The following is a 20021-nucleotide window of genomic DNA, read 5'->3' on the forward strand; positions in this document are numbered from 1 at the left end:
GGTCGCCGCCTACGCTCGGCTGCGTGTCCGTGCCCGATCCCGAGCCCGCCTACGCGCGTCCCGCACCCATCCGGCGTCCCACGAAGGCCGCTCGCACCGGTGCCTCGCCCTTCGACCCGGACGAGTCGGCGCTCTCCCGCACCCGGCGGGCGCGGCGGATGGCCCGCGAGCTCGCCGTCATCCACCCCGACGCCCACTGCGAGCTCGACTTCACGAACCCCTTCGAGTTGCTGGTGGCCACGGTCCTGTCGGCGCAGACGACGGACAAGATGGTGAACAAGGTGACGCCCACGCTGTTCGCGAAGTACCCGGACGCCGTCGCCCTGGCCGGGGCCGACCGTGACGAGCTCGAGACGATCCTCAAGCCCACCGGGTTCTTCCGGGCCAAGTCGAACTCGGTCCTGGGGCTGAGCCAGGCGCTCGTGGAGCGGTTCGACGGCGAGGTGCCGGGCCGGATGGCGGATCTGGTCACCCTTCCCGGCGTCGGCCGCAAGACCGCCAACGTCGTCCTCGGCAACGCGTTCGGCGTCCCCGGGCTGACGGTCGACACCCACTTCGGCCGGCTGGTCCGCCGTTTCGGCTGGACGGCGGAGGAGGACCCGGTGAAGGTCGAGGCCGAGATCGCCGGGCTGATCCCGAAGAAGGAATGGACCGACTTCAGCCACCGCGTGATCTTCCACGGACGACGGGTCTGCCACGCGAAGAAGGCCGCCTGCGGCGCGTGCGGGCTCGCCCAGTGGTGCCCGTCCTTCGGGATCGGTCCCACGGATCCGGAGGTGGCGTTGAAGCTGGTCAAGACGCCCGCCGCCTCGGACACCGAGTGAGGCTCCCAGCCACCGTGGCGGCGCTCGTGCTCACGGCCGTGCTGAGCGGGTGCGCCGCCGACGCCGACGAGCCCGACGCCACACCGACCACCGCGTCCTCGGTCGAGACCGACCTGACCCCCTGCCCGGAGCAGACCGACGCCGCGGCGGCGGTGGACGCCCCCGACGTGTCCCTCGACTGCCTGGGCGGCGGCACCCTCGACCTCGGCCGGGCGCCCGGGGTCCCGACCGTCGTCAACCTCTGGGCCAGCTGGTGCGACCCCTGCCGCGAGGAGCTGCCGCTCGTCGAGCAGTTCGCCGGCCTGGCCGGTGACCGGGTGCGCGTGCTCGGGATCGCCAGCCAGGACGGCAGGCCGCAGTCCTCCGCGTTCGCCGACGACGCGGGCCTGACCTTCCCGAATGCCTTCGACGGGAACGGCACGGTCGCCGCGGCACTCGGCCTGCGCGGACTCCCGCACACGCTGTTCGTGACCGCCGAGGGGTCCGTCGCACACGTGGAGCTGGGCGAGATCGCCTCGGTCGACGAGCTCCGCGCGCTGGTGGCCGAGCACCTCGGCGTGCAGCTGTGAGCCTTCCCGACTACCTGAAGCGGCTGATCGACGCGGCCGACGACCTCCCGCTGCAGCACCGGATGCCGCAGCGCACGGAGGCAGCCCGGCGGTCGGCCGTCCTGATCCTGTTCGGAGAGGGGCCGCTCGGGCCCGACGTGCTGCTGATCGAGAAGGCGGCGCATCTGCGCAGCCACGCCGGCCAGCCGGCGTTCCCCGGCGGGGGCGCCGATCCGGGCGACGACTTCCCGGTCGGGACGGCGCTGCGCGAGGCGGAGGAGGAGGCCGGGATCGACCCCGCCGGCGTCCGCGTCCTCGCCACCCTGCAGGAGCTCTTCCTCCCGCCGTCGAACCGCCTCGTCGTCCCCGTCGTGGCCTGGTGGGACGACCCGCGCGACGTCACGGTCGGCGACCCGCAGGAGGTGGCCCGGGTCGCCCGGGTGCCGCTGGCCGACCTCGCCGACCCGGCCAACCGGTTCCGGGTCAGCCACCCCTCGGGCTTCATCGGGGCCGCCTTCGGCGTGGCGGACATGGTCGTCTGGGGGTTCACCGCCGCGTTGCTCGACGCGATCCTGACGGCGGCGGGGCTGGCGCAGCCGTGGAACCGGCGCGACGTCCGTCCCCTGCCGGTGCCCGGCGCCCGGTCGGTCGCGCTGCCCGGCGCGGCGGACGACGACGACGAGGACGCCGCCGCGCCGACGGTGGCAGACCCCCCGCCGGACGGGCCGTCGACGCGTACGGTTCCCCCGCGATGAGTAGAAGGACCTCTTTGGTAGCCGCCGCGATGGTCCTGCTGCCCGCGGTACTGGCCGGCTGCGGGAGCGACGACGCCCCCGGCTCGGGTGCCGCGCAGGCGACGGCCGAAGGGATCGGCACGGTGACGGTCGCGCCCGACGGCGTCCAGGAGATCACCCTGCAGACCCAGGACGACTACGTCTTCACGCCCGACCACTTCACCGTCGACCCGGGCACGGTCCGCCTGACCGTGGTGAACGTCGCGAAGCAGATGACCCACAACTTCACCTGGACGCCGGACACCGGGCCCGAGCCGATCGATTCCTCCATCTCGCTGCTGGCGCCCGGGCAGGAGATGACCATCGACTTCGAGGTCGAGACCCCCGGCGACCATCCGTTCGAGTGCAGCTTCCACGTGCAGTTGGGGCAGGTCGGCACGATGACGGTCAGGGGCTGATCGAGCGGTGTCCCTCGTCGACGTGGTGCTGATCGCCCTCGCGCTGCTGTTCGCCCTGTCCGGGTTCCGGCAGGGGCTGCTGGTCTCGTCCGCCTCCATCGTCGGCTTCCTCGGTGGCGCGGTGGTGGGTGCGCAGCTCTCGGGGCCGGTGGCCGACCGGATCGACGGCTCGAGCGTCACCCGGGTCTTCGCCGCGCTCGTCGTCGTCCTCGCCGGGGCGCTGCTCGGACAGATCGTGGTGGGCGCGATCGGCCGGGCGCTGCGGTCCCGGGTGACCTGGGAACCGGCGAAGGTCGTCGACTCGGTGGCGGGGGCCGTCGTCTCCTCGGCCGCGGTGCTGCTGGTGGCCTGGATGGTCGCGTCTCCGCTGGCCAGCTCGCCCTTCCCTCCGGTGGCCAGCCAGATGCGGCAGTCCGCCCTCGTGGCGGCGGTCGACCGGGCGGTGCCCGACGGCCTGCGCTCGGTCTACAACTCCCTGCGCGACGCGATCGACCGCAACGGGCTGCCCGACGTGCTCGACCCGCTCACCCCCACCCAGGTGCGGGACGTCCCCGCCCCCGACCCGGCGCTCGAGGGGAGCCCCGTCGTCGCGGCGGTCCAGGAGTCGGTGGTCAAGGTCAGCGGGATCGCGCCGTCCTGCTCTCGCCAGATCGACGGCTCCGGCTTCGTCTACGCCCCGGAGCGCGTGATGACCAACGCGCACGTGCTCGCGGGCGTCGAGGACCCCGTGGTGCACGCCGACGGCGAGGAGTACGACGCGACGCCGGTCTACGTCGACGCGGAGGTCGACATCGCGGTGCTCGCCGTCCCGGGTCTGACCGAGACGCCGCTGCCGTTCACCCCCGAGCCGGCCGAGTCGGGCGCCGACGCGATCATCATGGGCTTTCCCGGCGGGGGGCCGTTCTACGTCGGCCCGGCCCGCGTGCGGGACAGCGGCCCGATCAGCGGGCCGGACTTCCGCAACACGCAGACCGTGGTGCGCGACGTCTACGCGCTGTACGGGATCGTCCGCGCGGGCAACTCCGGCGGTCCGCTGTTCGCCACCGACGGCAGCGTCCTGGGTGTCGTCTTCGCCTCGGCGGTCGACGACCCCGACACCGGCTACGCTCTGACCGCGCTGCAGGTGGGCGACGCCGCTCGCGCGGGCAGCACCGCGGTGGCCGAGGTCGGCACCGGCCCCTGCGAATAAGGCCCCCTTCAGGGCACCGCCCCGAGCTAGCGAGGGGTGGGGGGAACGGGGTCCTTCATCCAGTCCGTGATCGCCGAGGTGACGGTGTCGGGCACCTCTTCCTGCGGGAAGTGGCCGATCCCGGGCAGCTCGCGCCACTCGTAGGCGCCGGCGACGTAGCGGCCCGACCCGTACGCGGTGCTGGGCAGCACGCACGTGTCGAGCTCGCCGTGCAGCTGCAGCGTGGGGGCGGTGATGGGCGCCGCCATCCGCCGGGAGTAGCGCAACCCGTCCGGCCGCAGCTGGGACCGGGCCGCCCAGCGGTGGTACTCCATCGCGCCGTACGCCGCCTGCGGGATCCGGGAGGCCGAGCGGTAGCGGTCCACCGCCTCGGCGAAGTCCGTCGTCCGCGCCCATTCCGGCCCGGCCCACCGCTGCATGAGGTCGGCCACCGGGTCGTCGTCGGCCCGGGTGAGCATGCGCTCGGGCAGCCGTGGGACCTGGAATCGCAACACGTACGCCGAGGCCCGCCGCTGCCGGGGGTCGGTCATGCCGGCGCGCAGCCGGCGGGGGTGCGCCATCGACAGCACGACCAGCCGCCGGACGCTGCGGGGGTGCAGCGCGGCCATCGTCCAGCCGAGCAGGCCGCCCCAGTCGTGCCCGACGACCACGGCGTCCTGCTCGCCCAGCGCCCGCACGAGGGCCGCGACGTCGGCGGACAGGGTCGGGAGGTCGTACCCGCGCGGCGGCTTGTCGCTCGCCCCGTACCCCCGCAGATCGGGTGCCACGACGTGGAAACCGCTGTCGGCGAGAGCGGCCAGCTGCGACCGCCAGGTCCACCAGAACTGCGGGAAGCCGTGGAGCAGCAGGACCAGCGGGCCGGTTCCCGCCTCGGCCACGTGCAGGCCGACGCCGTTCGCGGAGATGGTGCGGTGCGTCCACGGGCCGGGCAGCAGGACGCTGGTCGCGTCCGGGCGTCCGTCGGCGGGGCCCGTCATCGGGTGGAGCTCACCGGCGTCAGACCGTGTAGTGCTCGGCGCCCCGCCGCTGGACGCGGCCGTTGACGACCTCGGGCACAGCGCGGTGCCGCTCGCCCGGGGCCTCCCGGTGCAGCACCTCGGGCAGGTCGTGCAGGGTCTCGAGCGTCCGCTCCGGCTTCTCGATCTTCTTGATCTGCCGGCGGCCGAACAGCGCTGCCAGGACGGCGACGAGTACCAGCAGGAACCAGACGATGAGGTAGGAGATCCAGCGCTCCAGGCCGAGCCACGTGATGAACTCGGCCAGCGCGATGAAGAAGAAGAACGCCGAGAAGGCGAGCACGACACCTGCGGCACCGAACGCGCCGGCGCCGATCCCGGCCTTCTTGGCCGACTTCCCGATCTCGGCCTTGGCCAGCTCGACCTCGCCGCGGATCAGCGTGGACACGTCGGCCATCGCGCTCTGCACGAGCGTGCCGATGGAGGGCTCGGCGGTTGCCGTGGACCCCTCGTTCGGGGCCGAGGTGACGTTGTAGGCCACGGGGGTCCTCCTGGGGACGGCAGTGCTGGTCAGGTGCTGGTCAGGTGAATCGTGCCGCACGATGCGGGAGTGCGCGCCCCCGCACCCCTCGCCGGGGTGGTCCTCAGTCCTCCGACGGCGCCGCGGGCAGCTTCTCCTTGATCATGTTCATGACCGAGTCGTCGGTGAGGGTCGTGACGTCACCGAGCTCCCGGTTCTCCGCGATGTCGCGGAGCAGCCGCCGCATGATCTTGCCCGACCGGGTCTTGGGCAGCTCCTGCACGACCATGATCTGCCGCGGCTTGGCGATCGGTCCGATGTCGCGGGCCACGTGGTTGCGCAGCGTCTGCACGAGCTCGTCGCCGGAGTCCGTGCCGCTCTCGCGGAGGATCACGAACGCGACGATGCCCTGGCCGGTGGTCGGGTCGCTGGCGCCCACGACCGCGGCCTCGGCGACCGACGGGTGGCCGACCAGGGAGGACTCGACCTCCGTCGTGGAGATGCGGTGGCCGGACACGTTCATGACGTCGTCCACCCGGCCGAGGAGCCAGATGTTGCCGTCGGCGTCCTTCTTGGCGCCGTCCCCGGCGAAGTAGACGTTCTTCCCGAACCGCGACCAGTAGGTGTCGACGTAGCGGTCGTCGTCACCCCAGATCGTGCGGAGCATCGCCGGCCAGGGGTCGGTGAGCACGAGCAGCCCGGTGGAGTCGTCGGACAGCTCGTTGCCCTCGTCGTCCACGACCTTGGCCGAGATGCCGGGGAAGGGGAACTGGGCCGACCCCGGCACCAGCGACGTGACGCCGGGCAGCGGCGTGATCATGTGCGCGCCCGTCTCGGTCTGCCACCAGGTGTCGGTGATCGGGCAGCGGCCGCCGCCGATGTGCTCGTGGTACCAGAGCCAGGCCTCCGGGTTGATCGGCTCACCCACCGAGCCGAGCACCCGCAGGCTGGACAGGTCGAAGTCCTTCGGGACGTCCTCGCCCCACTTCATGAACGTCCGGATCACCGTCGGGGCGGTGTAGAGGATGGTGACGCCGTACTTCTGGACGATCTCCCACCAGCGTCCCCGGTGCGGGGTCTCCGGGGTGCCTTCGTACATGACCGACGTGGCCCGGTTGGCCAGCGGTCCGTAGACGATGTAGCTGTGGCCGGTGACCCAGCCGACGTCGGCCGCCGTCCAGTAGACGTCGTCGTCGGGCTTGAGGTCGAAGGTCGCCCAGTGCGTGTAGGCGACCTGGGTCAGGTAGCCGCCGGTGGTGTGCAGGATGCCCTTGGGCTTCGCCGTCGTCCCGGACGTGTACATGATGTAGAGCGGGTGCTCGGCGTCGAAGGACTCGGGCTCGTGCTCGGTCGACTGCCGGTCGACGACGTCGTCCCACCAGAGGTCGCGGCCCTCGCTCCAGTCGACGTCCTGCCCGGTGCGCTTGACCACGATCACGTTGCGGACACCGGGGCTGCGGCCGACCGCGTCGTCCACGGCCGGCTTGAGCGCGCTCGGCGCGCCCCGGCGGTAGCCGCCGTCGGAGGTGATGACCAGGACGGCGCCGGAGTCGTCGAGGCGGCTGGCCAGTGCGTCGGCGGAGAAGCCGCCGAAGACCACCATGTGGACGGCGCCGATGCGGGCGCAGGCCAGCATCGCGATGATCGTCTCGGGGATCATCGGCATGTAGATGGCGACCCGGTCGCCGGCCTGGACGCCGAGATCGAGCAGCGCGTTGGCGGCCTTGGAGATCTCGTCCTTGAGCCCGGCGTAGGTGATCGTCCGGGTGTCGTCGGCCGGCTCGCCCTCCCAGAAGTAGGCCACCTGGTCGCCGTGGCCGTCCTCGACGTGCCGGTCGACGCAGTTGTAGGCGACGTTGAGCTTCCCGCCGACGAACCACTTGGCGAAGGGCGGGTTGCTCCAGTCGAGGACCTCGTCCCACTCCTGGGTCCAGGTCAGCCGGCGGGCCGCCTTCTCCCAGAACGCGAGCCGGTCGGCCGCAGCCTCGTCGTAGACCTCGGGCCCGGCGTTCGCGTGGGCGGCGAGCTGCTCCGGCGGCGGGAAGGTCCGGCCCTCTGCGTGGCTCGTCTCGCTCATGCGTTTCCTCCGGTGTTCCGGCGTCGTGGGACGCAGCGTGGCTCGGACCACACCGTATGGGTTCCGGCCGGTCTGCGTCTTCCCCAGCGGAGCGGCCCGGAACGGGCACCGGGAAGACTGCTGCGGTGACCGGAGAGCTGCAGGCGACGGTCGCCGGGCGCATCCCGGGTGCGGCCGCGCTGGGGCTGCTCGCCCCGCCGTCCGTCCCGCTCGTCCCCGCGGTCGACCTGGCCGATCCGGCGTGGGTGACCCGGGCGGTCCGGGGCGGCCGCACGGTCGAGCGCAGGGTGACCGCGACCGTGTGGTGGTACTCGGTCTCCACGGTGCTGCTGACCCCGGCGCTGGCCGGCCTGGTGACCGGCGTCCCGCTGTCGGCCCGCCTGTCGGACCTGGCGGTGGCGTTCCGTCCCGACGGGCTGCCGGTCGCCGCGGTGTCCTCGGGTGCTGGGGGCGATCTCGGGGCCGAGCTCCGGGAGACGCTCACCGCCGTCGTTCCGGCGGTCGCTGCCGTCGGCCGGATGCGGGAGCGGCCGCTCTGGGCGATCGCCACGGACTCGATCGCCAACCAGCTGCTCGCGCTCGGCCGCGCCCTGGGGAACGTGCCCGCCGCGACCGCCCACGCCGCCCCGCTGGCCGCCGCGATCGGGGCGCCGCTGCCCGTGCCGCGCTACGTGGACGTCGCCGGTGCCCGGTTCACCCAGCGGGCCTCGTGCTGCCTGATGGTCGAGCTGCCGGGGGGATCGCTGTGCACCTCGTGCCCGCACCGGCTCCCCGCCGAGCGCGAGGCGTTGCTGGAGCAGGCCGCCCGCTGGTTCTGATCAGGGCAGGAAGACCATCGAGTCGCCGAACTCGTGCCAGAGGTAGTGCTCGGCGACGGCCCGGTCGTAGGCAGCGGTGACGAGTTCGGTGCCGGCCACCGCCTCAAGCAGCTGCAGGTGGCTGGCCTCCGGCTCGTGCAGTCCGGTGATCAGTCCCGTCACGGCGCGGGCCGGACGGTCGGGGCCGAGGACCAGGTCGGTCCAGCCGTGTGCCGCCCGCGTGACGCCGTCGTCGTCCGTGGCGGACTCCAGCGCACGGGTCACGGTCGTGCCCACGGCGACCACCCGGCCACCGGCCCGCCGGGTGCTGTTCACCAGCCGGGCGGTGACCTCCGGAACGGCGAAACGCTCGGGAGACGGCGGCTCGTGCAGCTCCGGACTGGAGACGCCGGTGTGCAGCGTGAGCGGGACGACGGGGACGCCGCGGGTCATCAGGGCGACCAGGACCTCCTCGGTGAACGGCCGTCCGGCGCTCGCCATCTCGGCGCTGCCGGGCTCCCCGGCGTACACGGTCTGGAAGGCGGCGAGTGGGAAGTCGCCGCGCAGGTAGCCGTAGCCGATCGGCGTCCCGTGCTCCAGCAGGTAGGCCGTCGCCGGCACCGCGGGGGTCGTGGTGGCCCGCCACAGCCGCGACGGGCGGGACGGGTCGGGATGGCCGGCCAGCAAGGTCATCGTGACGCCGCCGGGCAGCTCGAGGACGGTGCCGGGCTCCACGCCGAGGTCGGGGCCGCTGTTGTCCGGGCGCCGCAGCTCGACCACCCACTCGCCGTCGTCGAGCGCCGTCGACCAGTGCAGCGGCACGAGGACGCCGTCCGCCCGCCGTGCCGGGAGCCGTCCGGGCAGGGTGCCCGAGGTGTTGACGACGACGAGGTCGCCGGGCTCGAGCAGCTCGGGAAGATCGCGGAAGAGCACCGACGTCGTCCTCCCGGGGCGGACGGCCATCAGCCGGACCTCGTCGCGTCCGAGCCCGTGCCACTCCGGCGGCGCGGTGGCCTCGGCGTCCGCCGGGAGGGCGAACGTCGCCGTCATCGGGTCGCCCCCGCGGGAACGACGTCGGCCGCGCGGTACCGGCCGCTGGGCAGGTCGCCGTCGAGGAGGGCGAGCAGCGCGGGGACGACGGTCTCCGGTGCCGGCCGGTCGGTGATGTCCTCGCCCGGGAACGCGGCCTGGTGCATGTCGGTGGCCATGTCGCCGGGGTCGACGGCGAGGACCCGCAGCTCGGGGTGCTCGACGGCGAGGACCGCGGTGAGCTGGTCGAGGGCGGCCTTGCTCGCGCCGTACCCGCCCCATCCCTCGTAGGCCTCGACGGCGGCGTCGGAGCTGATGTCGACGACGGTGCCCTGCGCGGCGCGCAGCGCCGGGAGGACGGCCTGGACGAGGGCGAGCGGGGCGACGGTGTTGACGGCGAGCACGCGCAGGAGTTCCGCGGGGTCGAGGTCGGCGAGGCGCGGCAGCGGGCTCGGGCCCAGGTCGCTGGCGTTGTTGACCAGGAGGTCGAGCCGCGGACCCACGGCCTCGGCCAGTGCGGCCCGGTGCCGCGGGTCGGTGACGTTCCCCGGGACGGCGGTCACGAGGTCGGGGGAGGGGAGGGCGGCGACGGCGGTGGCCAGCCGTCCGGCGTCCCGTCCGTCGAGGACGAGCCGCCAGCCGCGGTCGGCGAGGGCGGTGGCGAGGGCGCGGCCGAGGCCTCGGGAGGCGCCGGTGACGAGTGCGGTGCGGGTGGTCATGGGACTACCGTCGGATCTCAAGTCGACTTGAGGTCAAGAGGGAGCGGGCATGGATCTGCTGGCGATCGGCGAGGTGGCCGGGCGCTCGGGGATGGCGCCGTCGGCCCTGCGCTACTACGAGGACCAGGGGCTGATCAGCGCCACCCGCACGCCGGGCGGCGCCCGCCGCTATCCGCGGAGCGTGCTGCGCCGGCTAGCGCTGATCCGGGCGGGCCGCAACGTCGGCCTGTCGCTGCCGGAGATCCGTTCGGCGCTGGACACGCTGCCGGCGGATCGTCCGGCGACGGCAGCGGACTGGGCGCGGCTGTCCCGCGGCTGGCGGGACCGGCTCGACGAGCAGATCGCCGCCCTCACGAAGCTGCGGGACGGCCTGAGCTCCTGCATCGGCTGCGGATGTCTGTCCCTGGGACGGTGCGCACTGTCCAATCCCGGGGACATGGCCGCCGCCGAGGGCTCCGGCGCCCGGTGGCTGCCGCCCGCACTGCGCCGGACGCCGCCGGTGGGCTGACCGTCGGTGCCCTCGCATCGTGCGGTTGCGAGGGCGATGATCACCGGTGTCGATGGGGGGAGAGGCAGATGACCGTCATGCCCGCGGCGTTCTTCGGTCACGGCAACCCGATGAACGCTCTGGAGACGAACCGGTACACCGCCGCCTGGCGTGCGTTCGGGGAGGCGGTACCGCGGCCGCGGGCGATCCTGGTCGTCTCCGCGCACTGGTACGTGCAGGCCACAGCCATCACCGCCATGCCGCGACCGCGCACCATCCATGACTTCTACGGCTTCCCGCCCGAACTGTTCGACGTCGAGTACCAGGCGCCGGGGCTTCCGGACCTCTACGACGAGGTCGCCGACATCGTGCATCCCACGTGGGTGGGCGCCGATCTCGACAGCTGGGGCATCGACCACGGCGCCTGGTCGGTGCTGCTGCACGCCTTCCCGCAGGCGGACATCCCCGTCGTCCAGTTGTCGATCAACGCGCTCAAGCCCTTCGACTACCACCTGCAGCTCGGGGCGGCCCTCGCGCCGCTGCGGGAGGACGGCGTGCTGGTGATCGGCAGCGGCAACGTGGTGCACAACCTCGGCGGCGTGAGCCGCGCCCTGCCCGACGCCGGCTTCGACTGGGCGCAGCGGTTCGACGAGCGGGCCAAGGAGCTGATGCTCACCGATCCGACCGAGGTGGGCCGGCTCGACGGGCACCGCGACTACGACCTCGCCGTCCCGACGCCGGACCACTTCCTGCCGCTGCTCTACGTCGCCGGGGTCGCCGGTGCCACGGGCACGCCGGCCGAGGTGCTCGTCGACGGCTACTCCTACGGCTCCCTGTCGATGACGGCCTACACGGTGGGCATGGACACCCCCGCGACCGCCGGATCCGGCGTCGCCGCCCCGCTGCCCGACGGACCCCCGGCGGACGGTGCCAACATCTAGTCGACGGACCGCCGTCAGGGCCCCGGTGCGTTCGCCCGGGCACCAAGCAGCGTGATGGCCGACCGCGGATCGCTGACCTGGAACGACACCCGGCGCGTGACGTGGTCCGAGCCGTCGATCCGTACCTCGACGTCGGGCGAGAAGGTCGGCTCGAGATTGGTCCCGCCCATGAACGAGACCAGGAGGCGGTCCGTGTCGACCCGCACGTTCTTCTTGTGCGCGTTCTCCACGTGCTTGCGCACCCCGGAGAGCTGACCAGCGGGACGCGGGCCGACCTGAAGTGCCCGAACCTCAGGACGAGCTCGTCGCCGCGGAGAAGATGCGGATGCTGGCGCATCGTGGCGTCGAAGCCGATGAATGCCATCAGGCCGTAGATCCCCAGCACGAGCAACGGCCAGCGCAGCGGGGGCCAGGAGACGAGGACGTGGACGACGCCGATCTCGAGCACACCGAGACAGGCGATCGTCCAGATCACGGCGCGGTTGAGCTCGTCGTAGGGCAGGGCGACGTCGTCCGGGCCGACATCCCGGCGCTTGCGCGCCGCCCACCAGCGCGCGGGCCAGGCCGACCTGGCCGGCCACCAGCGAGCCGGCAGCGGCCATCAGGCGGTCCGGCCCGGGGGCGCGGGGTGCGCGCCGCCCGAGTCCGAGCCGCGGAGATCGCTGATCCGCGGGAACGGGACGGTCGAGAAGATGGTCTCCACCGGCAGCCCGAAGAACTCCGCGATCCGCAGCGCGAGATGCAGGCTCGGGTTGTACTCGCCGCGCTCCAGGTAGCCGACGGTCTGGTAGTGCACCCCCAGGGCGTCGGACAGCTGCCGCCGGGTCACGCCCTGCTCGGCGCGCAGCAGCGCGATCCGGTTGTAGACGGAATCGCCGGGCCGATCGGTGCCGCTCACTTGACCCACTGCAGTGCGGCCTCCTTGGCCTCCAGCACTTGCGAACCGGACTGCCGGCGCGCCATGCGGCGCAGGACCCGGGGGGTGACCAGCAGGCCGGCGACGGCCCAGGCGAGGAGCACCAGCACCGTCATCCCCGTTCGCCAGGAGCCGCCCAGCTCAGCGGCGGCCGCGGCGTCGGGCAGGAACGCCGAGCGCATGCCCAGCCCGATCCAGTAGGTCGGGAACACCTGCGCCACGACCTGCACCCAGCCCCACAGCGACTGGAGCGGCGCGAAGATCCCCGAGATCGCCGTGACCGCCAGGACGGGGAGCATCCCCCACGTGCCGACCTTCTGGACGCTCGGGACGACGGATCCCAGGACCATCCCGATCGGGAGGGTGGCAAGGAGCCCGAGGACGAGGACCCAGGCGAACGTGAGCCAGCCCGACGGCTCGCTCATCAGGCCGTCGAACAGGAGGAACCCGGGTACGAGGATGACCAGCAGCAGCGGTACCAGTCCGATGGAGTGGTACAGCAGCTGACCGGTGACGTACCCCTGCATGCCGTGCGGTAGGGCCTTGTGCCGCAGGAGAGTTCCGTCCTCCCGCTCCATGGCCAGGGAGTAGGCGGGCCCGATGATCACTCCGAAGGCGAGCAGGGCACCGAGGAGGCTCGGCAGCGCCACGGTGGGCAGCAGGAGGTCGGTGCCCGCGACCTCGCTGTCGCGGTTCAGCCACAGGTAGGTCAGGGTGGCGAGGCCCATGAACAGGTAGAAGCCCTGGTCCTGCGGGCTGCGCAGGCTGAGGACGAACTCGGTCCAACCGCGGCGCAGGCCGAGTCCGATCGCGTGCCGGGTGGGGTTCATCGTGCGACCTCCGCGAGGGTCGGGGCGGTCGGGTTCCCGGACTCGAACCGCTGCACCATGGCGATGTAGGTGTCCTCGAGGCTGGCCCGCCGGACCTCGAGGTCGGTGATCTCGTCGCCGTGCTGCTCGAAGAGCCGCCGGACGAACGGTGTCGGGTCGTCCGTGGCATGCACGAAGTGCTCGCCCTCGCGGGCCCAGCGCACCTCGGCGTTGCCTGCGACCTGGCGGGTCAGGGCCTCGGCACTCCCCTCGGCGACGATGCGACCGGACGCCAGGATCAGGATCCGGTCGGCCAGGCGCTCGGCCTCCGCGAGGTCGTGCGTGGTCAGCAGGATGCTGGTGCCCTCCAGGTCCGACAGCCGGTGCACCAGGTCGTGGAAGTCGCGCCGCGCCTGCGGATCGAAACCGGCGGTCGGCTCGTCCAGGAACAGCAGTTCGGGGCGGCCGATGATCCCGACGGCCACGTCCAGGCGTCGCCGCTGCCCACCGGACAGGGTGCCGATCTTGCGGTCGGCGTTCTCGGTCAGTCCGACGGTGTCGAGGAGCCAGTCGAGGTCGTAGGGCCGGGACCGCTCCGGCGTGGCATACGGGGCGAAGTAGCCCCCCAGCTGCTCGAGCAGCCGGCGCGGGGTCCAGCGGGCATGGTCACGCCACGACTGGAGGACGACCCCGACCCGCGCTCGCCAGGCGTCCCCGCCCTGGGCCGGATCCTCGCCGAGTACCTGGACGTCGCCGCCGGAGCGGAGCCGGAAACCCTCGAGGATCTCGATCGTCGTCGTCTTGCCCGCCCCGTTGGGCCCCAGCAGGCAGACCACCTCGCCTGCGTGGACGTCGAGGTCGACCCCGGTCAGCACGTCGTGGGAGCCGTAGCTCATCTGCAGTCCGCGCACCCGGACGACCGGCTCGTCCGCTCGGCCGGGAGGGAACACCGCGCTCATCGCCACACCGCCTGGAGGTCTCCGACTGAATGCGGTGATAGTAGGAGTGCTACATCTGCCGTACAAGTGCTTTCGGGCTCAGTCGAGGTCGGCGTCGTCGTCCGTGGGTTCGGCATGCGGGCGGTTGAGGTCCACGACCTCGCCGACCACCCAGACGGCCGGGGGCCGGATCTCCCCGCCGGCCAGTGTCTGCGGCAGTCCGGCCAGGGTGGTCCGGACGGTGCGCTGGGTAGCGGTCGAACCGTCGGAGATGACCGCGACGGGCGTCTCCGGCGACCGGCCGTGCTCGATCAGCGCCGCTGCGATCGCCGGCGCCGTGTCCACTCCCATCAGGACGACGACCGTGCCGCGGAGCCGGCCGAGCGCCGACCAGTCGACCAGCGACTGCGGGTGACCGGGTGGCAGGTGCCCGGAGACGACGACGAACTCGTGGGTCAGCCCGCGGTGGGTGACCGGGATGCCGGCCAGTGCGGGCACCGCGATCGCGCTGGTGATGCCCGGGACGACCTCCACGGCGATGCCGGCCGCCACGCAGGCCTCGAGTTCCTCCATCCCGCGGCCGAAGACGAACGGGTCACCGCCCTTGAGCCGCACCACCCGCCGGCCGGCCCGGGCGTGCTCGATGAGCAGGGCGTTGATCTGCTCCTGCGCCATCGAGCGCCCCCGTGGCAGCTTCGAGGCGTCGATGACCTCGACGTCCGTCGGGAGCGACGCCAGCAGGGACAGCGGCGCCAGATGGTCGGCCAGCACGACGTCGGCCTGCGCGAGCGCGTGCCGCCCGCGGACGGTGATGAGCCCCGGATCCCCGGGGCCGCCGCCGACCAGCACGACGCTGCCCGGTCGCGCGCCGTGCGGGGTGCGTGAGGTGCGGTCGGCGACGCTGCCGTCGGTGAGCCCGGCGACGACGGCGTCGCGCACACCGACCGCCCGCTGCGGATCACCGCCGCCGTGCACCCCGACGACCAGGTCGCCGTGCCGGCCCACCGCCGGCGTCCAGGCGCTGGACGCCGAACGGTCGTCGGCGCGGGCGCAGAAGATCCGTGCGCGCTCGGCCGCCTCGGCCACCGCGGCGTTCACGGCGGGATCGTCGGTGGCCGCGACGGCGTACCAGGCGCCGTCCAGGTCGCCCGCCTCGTACCGCCGCGCCACCCAGGTCAGCGAGCCCGGCGCGACCAGCGCCTCCAGCGCCGGCGTCACCTCGGGGCTGACGACGGTCACGCGGGCGGAGGCCTCGAGCAGCCCGGCCACCCGCCGGTGCGCGACCTGCCCCCCGCCGACCACGACCACGTGCCGGCCGTGCAGCCGCAGTCCGACGGGGTAGACGACCCCGGTCTCGGACCCGACGGGGGTGGCGTTCACTTCTCGGTGACCCCGGCGGAGTCGAACGTGGCGACGTCGCGCAGCGCCCGGGCCGCGCTGGCCACCAGGGGCAGGGCCAGGAGGGCGCCGGTGCCCTCGCCGAGCCGCAGGTCCAGGCCGAGCAGGGGACGTAGCCCCAGCGAGCGCAGCGCGATGGCGTGCCCGGGCTCGACCGAAGTGTGGCCGGCCAGTGCGTACTCGATCGCGGTCGGGCAGAGCCCCGCGGCGACCAGTGCGGCGGATCCGGCGATGGCGCCGTCCAGCAGGACCGGCACCCGGGCGGCGGCTGCCCCGAGCACGAACCCGGCCAGCGCCGCGTGCTCCAGCCCTCCGACCTCGGCGAGGACCGCGAGGGCTGCGGCAGGGGTGGCGGGCCGCACGGGCACGCGGGCGACGGCGCGGGCGACCACCTCCACCTTGCGGGCGAGCGTCGGGTCGTCGACGCCGGTGCCGCGGCCGGTCGCGGACACCGGGGTGGCCCCGGTGAAGGCGCAGACCAGGGCGGCGGACGCCGTGGTGTTCGCGATCCCCATGTCGCCGGTGATCAGGCACCCCGACGCGGTGGCCAGCCGGGTGGCCATCTCGATCCCGGCCTCCACCGCCTCGCGGGCCTCCTCGAGGGTCATCGCCGGCCCCTCCGCGAGGTCGGCGGTCCCGCGCCGGACCTTGCGGTCGTAGAGCCCGGGCGCCTGGTCCAGGAGTGCGGCGACGCCGACGTCGACCACGACCACCTCGGCGCCCAGTTCGGCGGCGAAGGCGTTCACCACGGCCCCGCCGGCCAGGAAGTTGGCGACCATCTGGCCGGTCACCTCTTGCGGCCACGGCGTGACCCCCTGGGCGTGCACCCCGTGGTCCCCGGCGAAGATCGCGACGGTGGCCGGCGAGGGCAGCGGCGGGGGACAGGTGCGCGCGATGCCGGCGAGCTGCGTGGCGACGTCCTCCAGAACGCCGAGGGAGCCCGGTGGCTTGGTCATCCGGTCCAGCCGCTCGCGGGCGGCCCGCTCCGCCGCGTCGTCCCGGGGGACGACGGCGGCGATCGTGTCGCCCAGCAGCGTGCCGGCGAAATCGGTGCTCAGCGGAACTCCTCAGGAGACGGGTGCTGGAGCAAGGATCGCAGCGAGGTCGGCGGCGAACGCACGTGAGGTCCGCGGATCGCGCACCGCCACCCTCAGGTGGTCGGGAGACAGGCCCGGGAAGGTGTCGCCGCGGCGCACGGCCCAGCCCCGGTCGCGGAGCGCCTGCCGCACCCGCAGCGCGCCGTCGAGGTGCAGCAGGACGAACGACGAGCGCGGTTCGCCGACCACGGCGACCCCCGGCGGGAGCGCGCTGATCAGCGCCGCGCGGTTCCAGGCGAGCTCGACGGCTGCCGCGGCGGCCTCGACCCGTGCCGCCGGGGTCGTGCAGGCCCGCAGTGCGGCGAGCGCCGGGGTCGACACCGGCCAGCGTGGCTGGTGCGCCGCCAGTGCCGCGACGAGTGGCGCCGGGCCGAGCGCGTACCCGACGCGGAGCCCGGCCAGCCCCCACGTCTTGGTGAGGCTGCGGACGACGAGCAGGCCGGGCAGATCGGTGCGGCCGGCGAGCGACTCGCGCTCACCGGGCACCGTGTCGGCGAAGGCCTCGTCCACCACCAGCACCCGACCTGGCCGGGCGAGCGCCGCGACGGCCGGCGCCGGGTGCAGCACCGAGGTCGGGTTGGTCGGATTGCCCAGGACGACGAGGTCGGCGTCGTCCGGCACGGCGTGGGGGTCCAGCCGGTATCCGTCCTCCGGCCGCAGCAGCAGGTGGGAGACCGGGTGCCCGGCGGCCCGCAGCGCGGCCTCGGGCTCGGTGAAGGAGGGGTGGACGAGGACCGCCCGCCGCGGGGAGAGTGCCCGCGCCAGCAACGTGAACGCCTCCGCTGCGCCGGCGGTGAGCAGCACGTCGGCGGGATCACGGCCGTGTGCTGCGGCGACCGCGGCGCGAGCAGCCCTCGGGTCGGGATAGCCGGCGCTGTCGTCGAGCGCCTCGTGGAGCACGCGGCGCAGCCAGGGCGGCGGGGTGCCGGCGCGCACGTTGACGGCGAGATCCGTCAGGCCCGGAGCGAGTTCGGCGTCCCCGTGGTGGTCGAGCTCGGTCATGCGGAGCGGTCACGCACGGCATGCGTCCTCTCCCCGGGTGTCCACGCCCGGAGATCGCAGGGACGACGGCGAGAGTCTCCTGGCTCCCGGATCGACGCCCGCCCCCGGCCTTCCCGCTCCCTCGATCGGAACCTCGAGGATGCCGTGGCCGTGCATGGGGGCGGACTCCCCGGTCACAGTGGCGGGACCGCGCCCGGACTCTCACCGGGCTTCCTCCACTGCCGTCGCGTGTGGCCCGGTCATCAGACCATGCGCTGCCGACGCGCGGACAGCGTCCGGCCACTTGACGAGTCGGAAAGCGACACTCGATACTTTCCAACATGGAAAGTGACGGGCAGGCCATGGACGCGACGACGGCGGCAGCGGAGCTGGCTGCGCTGCAGGCGGACCGGACGGCGCTGGCCGAACGGGTCGTGCAGCCGTGGTGGTACGACGCGCTGCTGGGCCTGCTCGTCGCCGGCTTCGTGAGCGCCTACTCGACGCACAACACCTGGGTGATCTTCGGCGCGCTCCTGCTCCTGCTGGTCGGACTCCGGGGGCTGATGGCCATCTACCGTCGGATCACCGGGATGTGGGTCAACGGCCTTCGTGCTGGGCCCACGCAGCGCGCCATCCGTGCCTGGTACGTGGTCTACGGAGTGGTCCTGGCCTCGGCGGCCGTCGCCGAGTTCCTGCTCGACATCCGCGGCGCGATGGTCGTGGGCGGGGTGGTCCTCGGCATCGCGATCGCCGTGATCAGCCAGTGGTGGACCCGCATCTACGTCGCCGAACTGCGCAGCGAGCTGTGACCGCCGTCCAGCGGCGCTTCGACCCCGTGGTGCACGCCCCGCCGAGGCTGCAGGTGTGCGGGCTGCTCGCCGTCGTCGACAACATGGACTTCGCCACCGTGCGCGAGCAGGTGGGGGTCAGCGATTCGGTGCTGTCGAAGCACGTGAAGCAGCTGGAGGAGGCGGGCTACGTGAACGTCCGCAAGGCGACGATCGCCTCGCGGGTGCGGACCAGCCTGTCGCTCACCGCCGCCGGACGCGCCGCGTTCGAGGCCCACGTCGCCGAGCTCCGGCGGATCACCGGCGGCTGATGGACGGCTGACAGAGTGAGGTGATGGGCGGACCACGGGGGGCGCGGCTGCTCGACGCCGCCACCACCGTTGCGGGCGCGGTGGCTGCGAGCCTGCTGTTCGGAGCCCTGGGGCTGCCGTCGCCGGCGTTGTTCGGCGGGTTGCTCGCGGGCCTCGTCCGGGCGCTGTGGTTCCGGCGGCGGATAGCGGTGCCGCCCCCGGCACTGATGTCGGCCCAGGCGGTGGTCGGCGTCGCACTGGGCGCGCTCGTCGACCTGGACACGCTGCGGGCAGTGGCCGAGAACTGGCTGCCGGTTCTGCTGGTCACCGTCGGCACGCTGGCGCTCAGCCTCGTGGGCGGCCAGGCACTCCGTCTGCACGACGGGATCAGCCCGGTGACCGGGGCGTTCGCGATGATCGCCGGGGGAGCCTCCGGGATCATCGTCATGGCTCGGGAGCTGGGCGCCGACGAGCGGATGGTCGCCGTCCTGCAGTACCTGCGCGTCCTGCTCATCGTCGTCCTGATGCCCGTGGTGGCGACGACGGTCTACGGGGCCTCGCCCGGTTCCGGGTCGGCCGCGGACGGGGCAGGGTCGAGCTGGCCCGTCGGTCTGTTGTTCGCCGTGGCCTGCGGGGCGATCGGGCTGGTCCTCGGCAGGCTGGTCCGGCTGCCGGTGGCCGCCCTGCTCGGTCCGATGCTGGTGGCGGCGGGACTGGACCTCGGCGGGCTCGCCGACGGCATCGCCGTGCCCGCCCTGGTGCAGAGCGCGGCATTCCTGGTGATCGGTCTGCAGGTGGGTGTCAGCTTCACCCGCCAGAGCGTGCGCACCATCGGCCGCGCCCTGCCGCTCGCGCTGACGGTGATCGTCGTGCTGATCGTGGCCTCCGCCGGGCTCGGGGCGGTGCTCGCGGCGACGACCGGCGCCAGCGCCCTCGACGGCTACCTGGCCACCACCCCCGGCGGGCTCTACGCCGTCCTGGCGACGGCGACCGACAGCGGCGCCGACGCCACGTTCGTGCTCGCCGTCCAGGTCCTGCGGCTGTTCGTGATGCTCCTGTCCGCGCCGCTGGTGGCCCGGGTGCTCCGCCGGTCGGGCTCCGGCTGAACCGAGGTCGGCTCCACGCCGAGCTCGCAAAAGATCCCCGCGGCGCACTGACCACTTCGCCGTCGCGCGCCTACCCTGGCTGACCGGGACCCGAGCGAGGAGGAAGCACGCTGTCCGAGAACGCAGCAGCCGGAATGCACACCAGCACCGAGGACGCGGTGCTGCTGTTCATGGGTGGCCCCCTCGACGGCCGGGTGGAGATCCGCGCGGCACGGCACGGCGAGCCGCTGCCGACCGTCACCCACGTCCATCTGCACGACGGCCCCAAGGTCGTCCACCGCTACGACCTCGAGCCCCTCATCGAGGGTGTCGGCATCTACAACCTGCGGCCGCCCGCGCGCCGGCACGCCCGCGACGAGTCCGTCGCGGACTGATTCCGGAACCTATGGTCCTGTTGACTTCCTAACGGTGTTAGGAGA

The 20021-nt window shown here is 73.4% G+C and carries 24 protein-coding genes and 1 riboswitch; of the genes, 12 read left to right on the forward strand and 12 right to left on the reverse strand.

Annotated elements, in window-relative coordinates; genetic code table 11:
• Nucleotides 1–23 precede the first annotated feature (23 nt).
• Genes nth through E4P38_RS03520 form a run of 5 tightly spaced genes read left to right on the forward strand, consistent with a single transcriptional unit; the run spans nucleotide 24 to nucleotide 3753 of the window.
• Nucleotides 24–824: an endonuclease III gene (nth, locus tag E4P38_RS03500; protein ID WP_135130325.1), complete on the forward strand. Its 801-nt coding sequence runs from the start codon at nucleotides 24–26 to the stop codon at nucleotides 822–824.
• Nucleotides 821–1393 (forward strand): TlpA disulfide reductase family protein, encoded by a 573-nt coding sequence (locus E4P38_RS03505; RefSeq protein ID WP_135130326.1) that lies wholly within the window; start codon nucleotides 821–823, stop codon nucleotides 1391–1393. The genes nth and E4P38_RS03505 overlap by 4 nt, the downstream gene beginning before the upstream one ends.
• Complete coding sequence (locus E4P38_RS03510) at nucleotides 1390–2127, forward strand: CoA pyrophosphatase (RefSeq protein ID WP_245160755.1); 738 nt, start codon at nucleotides 1390–1392, stop codon at nucleotides 2125–2127. Before E4P38_RS03505 ends, E4P38_RS03510 begins: the two co-directional genes overlap by 4 nt.
• Nucleotides 2124–2564: a plastocyanin/azurin family copper-binding protein gene (locus E4P38_RS03515; RefSeq protein ID WP_135130327.1), complete on the forward strand. Its 441-nt coding sequence runs from the start codon at nucleotides 2124–2126 to the stop codon at nucleotides 2562–2564. The genes E4P38_RS03510 and E4P38_RS03515 overlap by 4 nt, the downstream gene beginning before the upstream one ends.
• A gap of 7 nt (nucleotides 2565–2571) precedes the next feature.
• Entirely contained in the window at nucleotides 2572–3753 is a 1182-nt protein-coding gene (locus tag E4P38_RS03520) for a MarP family serine protease (protein ID WP_135130328.1), read from the forward strand.
• Nucleotides 3754–3779: 26 nt separating this feature from the next.
• Here E4P38_RS03520 and E4P38_RS03525 read toward each other — a convergent pair whose 3' ends face one another.
• The 3 genes from E4P38_RS03525 to acs form a co-directional block, all read right to left on the reverse strand.
• Nucleotides 3780–4730 (reverse strand): alpha/beta hydrolase, encoded by a 951-nt coding sequence (locus E4P38_RS03525; RefSeq protein ID WP_135130329.1) that lies wholly within the window; start codon nucleotides 4728–4730, stop codon nucleotides 3780–3782.
• 19 nt (nucleotides 4731–4749) lie between these two features.
• Nucleotides 4750–5250 (reverse strand): phage holin family protein, encoded by a 501-nt coding sequence (locus E4P38_RS03530; RefSeq protein ID WP_135130330.1) that lies wholly within the window; start codon nucleotides 5248–5250, stop codon nucleotides 4750–4752.
• Between the two features lie 103 nt (nucleotides 5251–5353).
• Complete coding sequence (gene acs / locus E4P38_RS03535) at nucleotides 5354–7306, reverse strand: acetate--CoA ligase (RefSeq protein WP_135130331.1); 1953 nt, start codon at nucleotides 7304–7306, stop codon at nucleotides 5354–5356.
• A 125-nt stretch (nucleotides 7307–7431) separates the two neighbouring features.
• Between acs and E4P38_RS03540 the strand changes: the two genes are divergently transcribed.
• Complete coding sequence (locus E4P38_RS03540) at nucleotides 7432–8124, forward strand: (2Fe-2S)-binding protein (RefSeq protein WP_245160756.1); 693 nt, start codon at nucleotides 7432–7434, stop codon at nucleotides 8122–8124.
• Here E4P38_RS03540 and E4P38_RS03545 read toward each other — a convergent pair whose 3' ends face one another.
• Together E4P38_RS03545 and E4P38_RS03550 are read right to left on the reverse strand one after the other, a co-directional pair.
• Entirely contained in the window at nucleotides 8125–9153 is a 1029-nt protein-coding gene (locus E4P38_RS03545) for an S-adenosylmethionine:tRNA ribosyltransferase-isomerase (RefSeq protein WP_135130333.1), read from the reverse strand.
• Complete coding sequence (locus E4P38_RS03550; RefSeq protein ID WP_135130334.1) at nucleotides 9150–9851, reverse strand: SDR family oxidoreductase; 702 nt, start codon at nucleotides 9849–9851, stop codon at nucleotides 9150–9152. Before E4P38_RS03550 ends, E4P38_RS03545 begins: the two co-directional genes overlap by 4 nt.
• 49 nt (nucleotides 9852–9900) lie before the next feature.
• Between E4P38_RS03550 and soxR the strand changes: the two genes are divergently transcribed.
• Nucleotides 9901–10359, forward strand: coding sequence for a redox-sensitive transcriptional activator SoxR (soxR, locus tag E4P38_RS03555; protein ID WP_135130335.1), 459 nt, complete (start codon nucleotides 9901–9903; stop codon nucleotides 10357–10359).
• 68 nt (nucleotides 10360–10427) lie between these two features.
• The gene (gene ygiD, locus E4P38_RS03560) at nucleotides 10428–11279 is read left to right on the forward strand and encodes a 4,5-DOPA dioxygenase extradiol (RefSeq protein WP_135130336.1); all 852 of its coding nucleotides are present in this window, start codon (nucleotides 10428–10430) and stop codon (nucleotides 11277–11279) included.
• Nucleotides 11280–11293: 14 nt separating this feature from the next.
• Here ygiD and E4P38_RS03565 read toward each other — a convergent pair whose 3' ends face one another.
• The 7 genes from E4P38_RS03565 to cobC form a co-directional block, all read right to left on the reverse strand.
• On the reverse strand, nucleotides 11294–11521 hold the full coding sequence (locus E4P38_RS03565; RefSeq protein ID WP_135130337.1) for a hypothetical protein: 228 nt from the start codon (nucleotides 11519–11521) through the stop codon (nucleotides 11294–11296).
• A 359-nt stretch (nucleotides 11522–11880) separates the two neighbouring features.
• On the reverse strand, nucleotides 11881–12177 hold the full coding sequence (locus E4P38_RS03570) for a helix-turn-helix transcriptional regulator (protein WP_135130338.1): 297 nt from the start codon (nucleotides 12175–12177) through the stop codon (nucleotides 11881–11883).
• On the reverse strand, nucleotides 12174–13025 hold the full coding sequence (locus tag E4P38_RS03575; RefSeq protein ID WP_135130339.1) for an ABC transporter permease: 852 nt from the start codon (nucleotides 13023–13025) through the stop codon (nucleotides 12174–12176). Before E4P38_RS03575 ends, E4P38_RS03570 begins: the two co-directional genes overlap by 4 nt.
• Nucleotides 13022–13963, reverse strand: coding sequence for an ABC transporter ATP-binding protein (locus tag E4P38_RS03580; RefSeq protein WP_167760436.1), 942 nt, complete (start codon nucleotides 13961–13963; stop codon nucleotides 13022–13024). Before E4P38_RS03580 ends, E4P38_RS03575 begins: the two co-directional genes overlap by 4 nt.
• Before the next feature lie 78 nt (nucleotides 13964–14041).
• Nucleotides 14042–15322, reverse strand: a complete 1281-nt coding sequence (gene cobA, locus E4P38_RS03585) for a uroporphyrinogen-III C-methyltransferase (protein WP_135130340.1) — start codon at nucleotides 15320–15322, stop codon at nucleotides 14042–14044.
• Nucleotides 15319–16398, reverse strand: coding sequence for a nicotinate-nucleotide--dimethylbenzimidazole phosphoribosyltransferase (cobT, locus tag E4P38_RS03590; RefSeq protein WP_245160788.1), 1080 nt, complete (start codon nucleotides 16396–16398; stop codon nucleotides 15319–15321). Before cobT ends, cobA begins: the two co-directional genes overlap by 4 nt.
• Before the next feature lie 9 nt (nucleotides 16399–16407).
• A complete protein-coding gene (gene cobC, locus E4P38_RS03595) occupies nucleotides 16408–17439 on the reverse strand; it encodes an Rv2231c family pyridoxal phosphate-dependent protein CobC (RefSeq protein ID WP_135130342.1) in 1032 nt (343 codons plus the stop codon).
• 51 nt (nucleotides 17440–17490) lie between these two features.
• Nucleotides 17491–17699, reverse strand: a riboswitch (cobalamin riboswitch).
• Nucleotides 17700–17759: 60 nt separating this feature from the next.
• Here cobC and E4P38_RS03600 point away from each other — a divergent pair.
• The 4 genes from E4P38_RS03600 to E4P38_RS03615 all read left to right on the forward strand — a co-directional run bounded on the left by E4P38_RS03600 (nucleotide 17760) and on the right by E4P38_RS03615 (nucleotide 19976).
• Entirely contained in the window at nucleotides 17760–18227 is a 468-nt protein-coding gene (locus tag E4P38_RS03600; protein WP_135130343.1) for a hypothetical protein, read from the forward strand.
• Entirely contained in the window at nucleotides 18224–18517 is a 294-nt protein-coding gene (locus E4P38_RS03605) for a transcriptional regulator (RefSeq protein WP_135130344.1), read from the forward strand. Before E4P38_RS03600 ends, E4P38_RS03605 begins: the two co-directional genes overlap by 4 nt.
• 23 nt (nucleotides 18518–18540) lie before the next feature.
• Nucleotides 18541–19602, forward strand: a complete 1062-nt coding sequence (locus E4P38_RS03610) for an AbrB family transcriptional regulator (protein ID WP_135130345.1) — start codon at nucleotides 18541–18543, stop codon at nucleotides 19600–19602.
• A gap of 134 nt (nucleotides 19603–19736) precedes the next feature.
• Nucleotides 19737–19976 carry a hypothetical protein gene (locus E4P38_RS03615; RefSeq protein ID WP_135130346.1) on the forward strand — a complete coding sequence of 80 codons (240 nt, stop codon included), beginning with the start codon at nucleotides 19737–19739 and terminating at the stop codon, nucleotides 19974–19976.
• The last annotated feature ends 45 nt before the right edge of the window (nucleotides 19977–20021 follow it).

The organism is Blastococcus sp. CT_GayMR16, assembly GCF_004570875.1.
Taxonomy (GTDB): Bacteria; Actinomycetota; Actinomycetes; order Mycobacteriales; family Geodermatophilaceae; genus Blastococcus_B.

Bases quoted from the DNA above. Each gene is read 5' to 3' on its own strand.
- E4P38_RS03610 (WP_135130345.1), top strand. From the start codon at position 18,541: ATGGGCGGACCACGGGGGGCGCGGCTGCTCGACGCCGCCACCACCGTT.
- E4P38_RS03545 (WP_135130333.1), bottom strand. From the start codon at position 9,153: ATGACGGCGACGTTCGCCCTCCCGGCGGACGCCGAGGCCACCGCGCCG.
- E4P38_RS03515 (WP_135130327.1), top strand. From the start codon at position 2,124: ATGAGTAGAAGGACCTCTTTGGTAGCCGCCGCGATGGTCCTGCTGCCC.
- E4P38_RS03575 (WP_135130339.1), bottom strand. From the start codon at position 13,025: ATGAACCCCACCCGGCACGCGATCGGACTCGGCCTGCGCCGCGGTTGG.
- E4P38_RS03525 (WP_135130329.1), bottom strand. From the start codon at position 4,730: ATGACGGGCCCCGCCGACGGACGCCCGGACGCGACCAGCGTCCTGCTG.
- cobC (WP_135130342.1), bottom strand. From the start codon at position 17,439: ATGACCGAGCTCGACCACCACGGGGACGCCGAACTCGCTCCGGGCCTG.
- E4P38_RS03600 (WP_135130343.1), top strand. From the start codon at position 17,760: ATGGAAAGTGACGGGCAGGCCATGGACGCGACGACGGCGGCAGCGGAG.
- acs (WP_135130331.1), bottom strand. From the start codon at position 7,306: ATGAGCGAGACGAGCCACGCAGAGGGCCGGACCTTCCCGCCGCCGGAG.
- ygiD (WP_135130336.1), top strand. From the start codon at position 10,428: ATGACCGTCATGCCCGCGGCGTTCTTCGGTCACGGCAACCCGATGAAC.
- E4P38_RS03615 (WP_135130346.1), top strand. From the start codon at position 19,737: ATGCACACCAGCACCGAGGACGCGGTGCTGCTGTTCATGGGTGGCCCC.
- E4P38_RS03550 (WP_135130334.1), bottom strand. From the start codon at position 9,851: ATGACCACCCGCACCGCACTCGTCACCGGCGCCTCCCGAGGCCTCGGC.
- soxR (WP_135130335.1), top strand. From the start codon at position 9,901: ATGGATCTGCTGGCGATCGGCGAGGTGGCCGGGCGCTCGGGGATGGCG.
- E4P38_RS03580 (WP_167760436.1), bottom strand. From the start codon at position 13,963: ATGAGCGCGGTGTTCCCTCCCGGCCGAGCGGACGAGCCGGTCGTCCGG.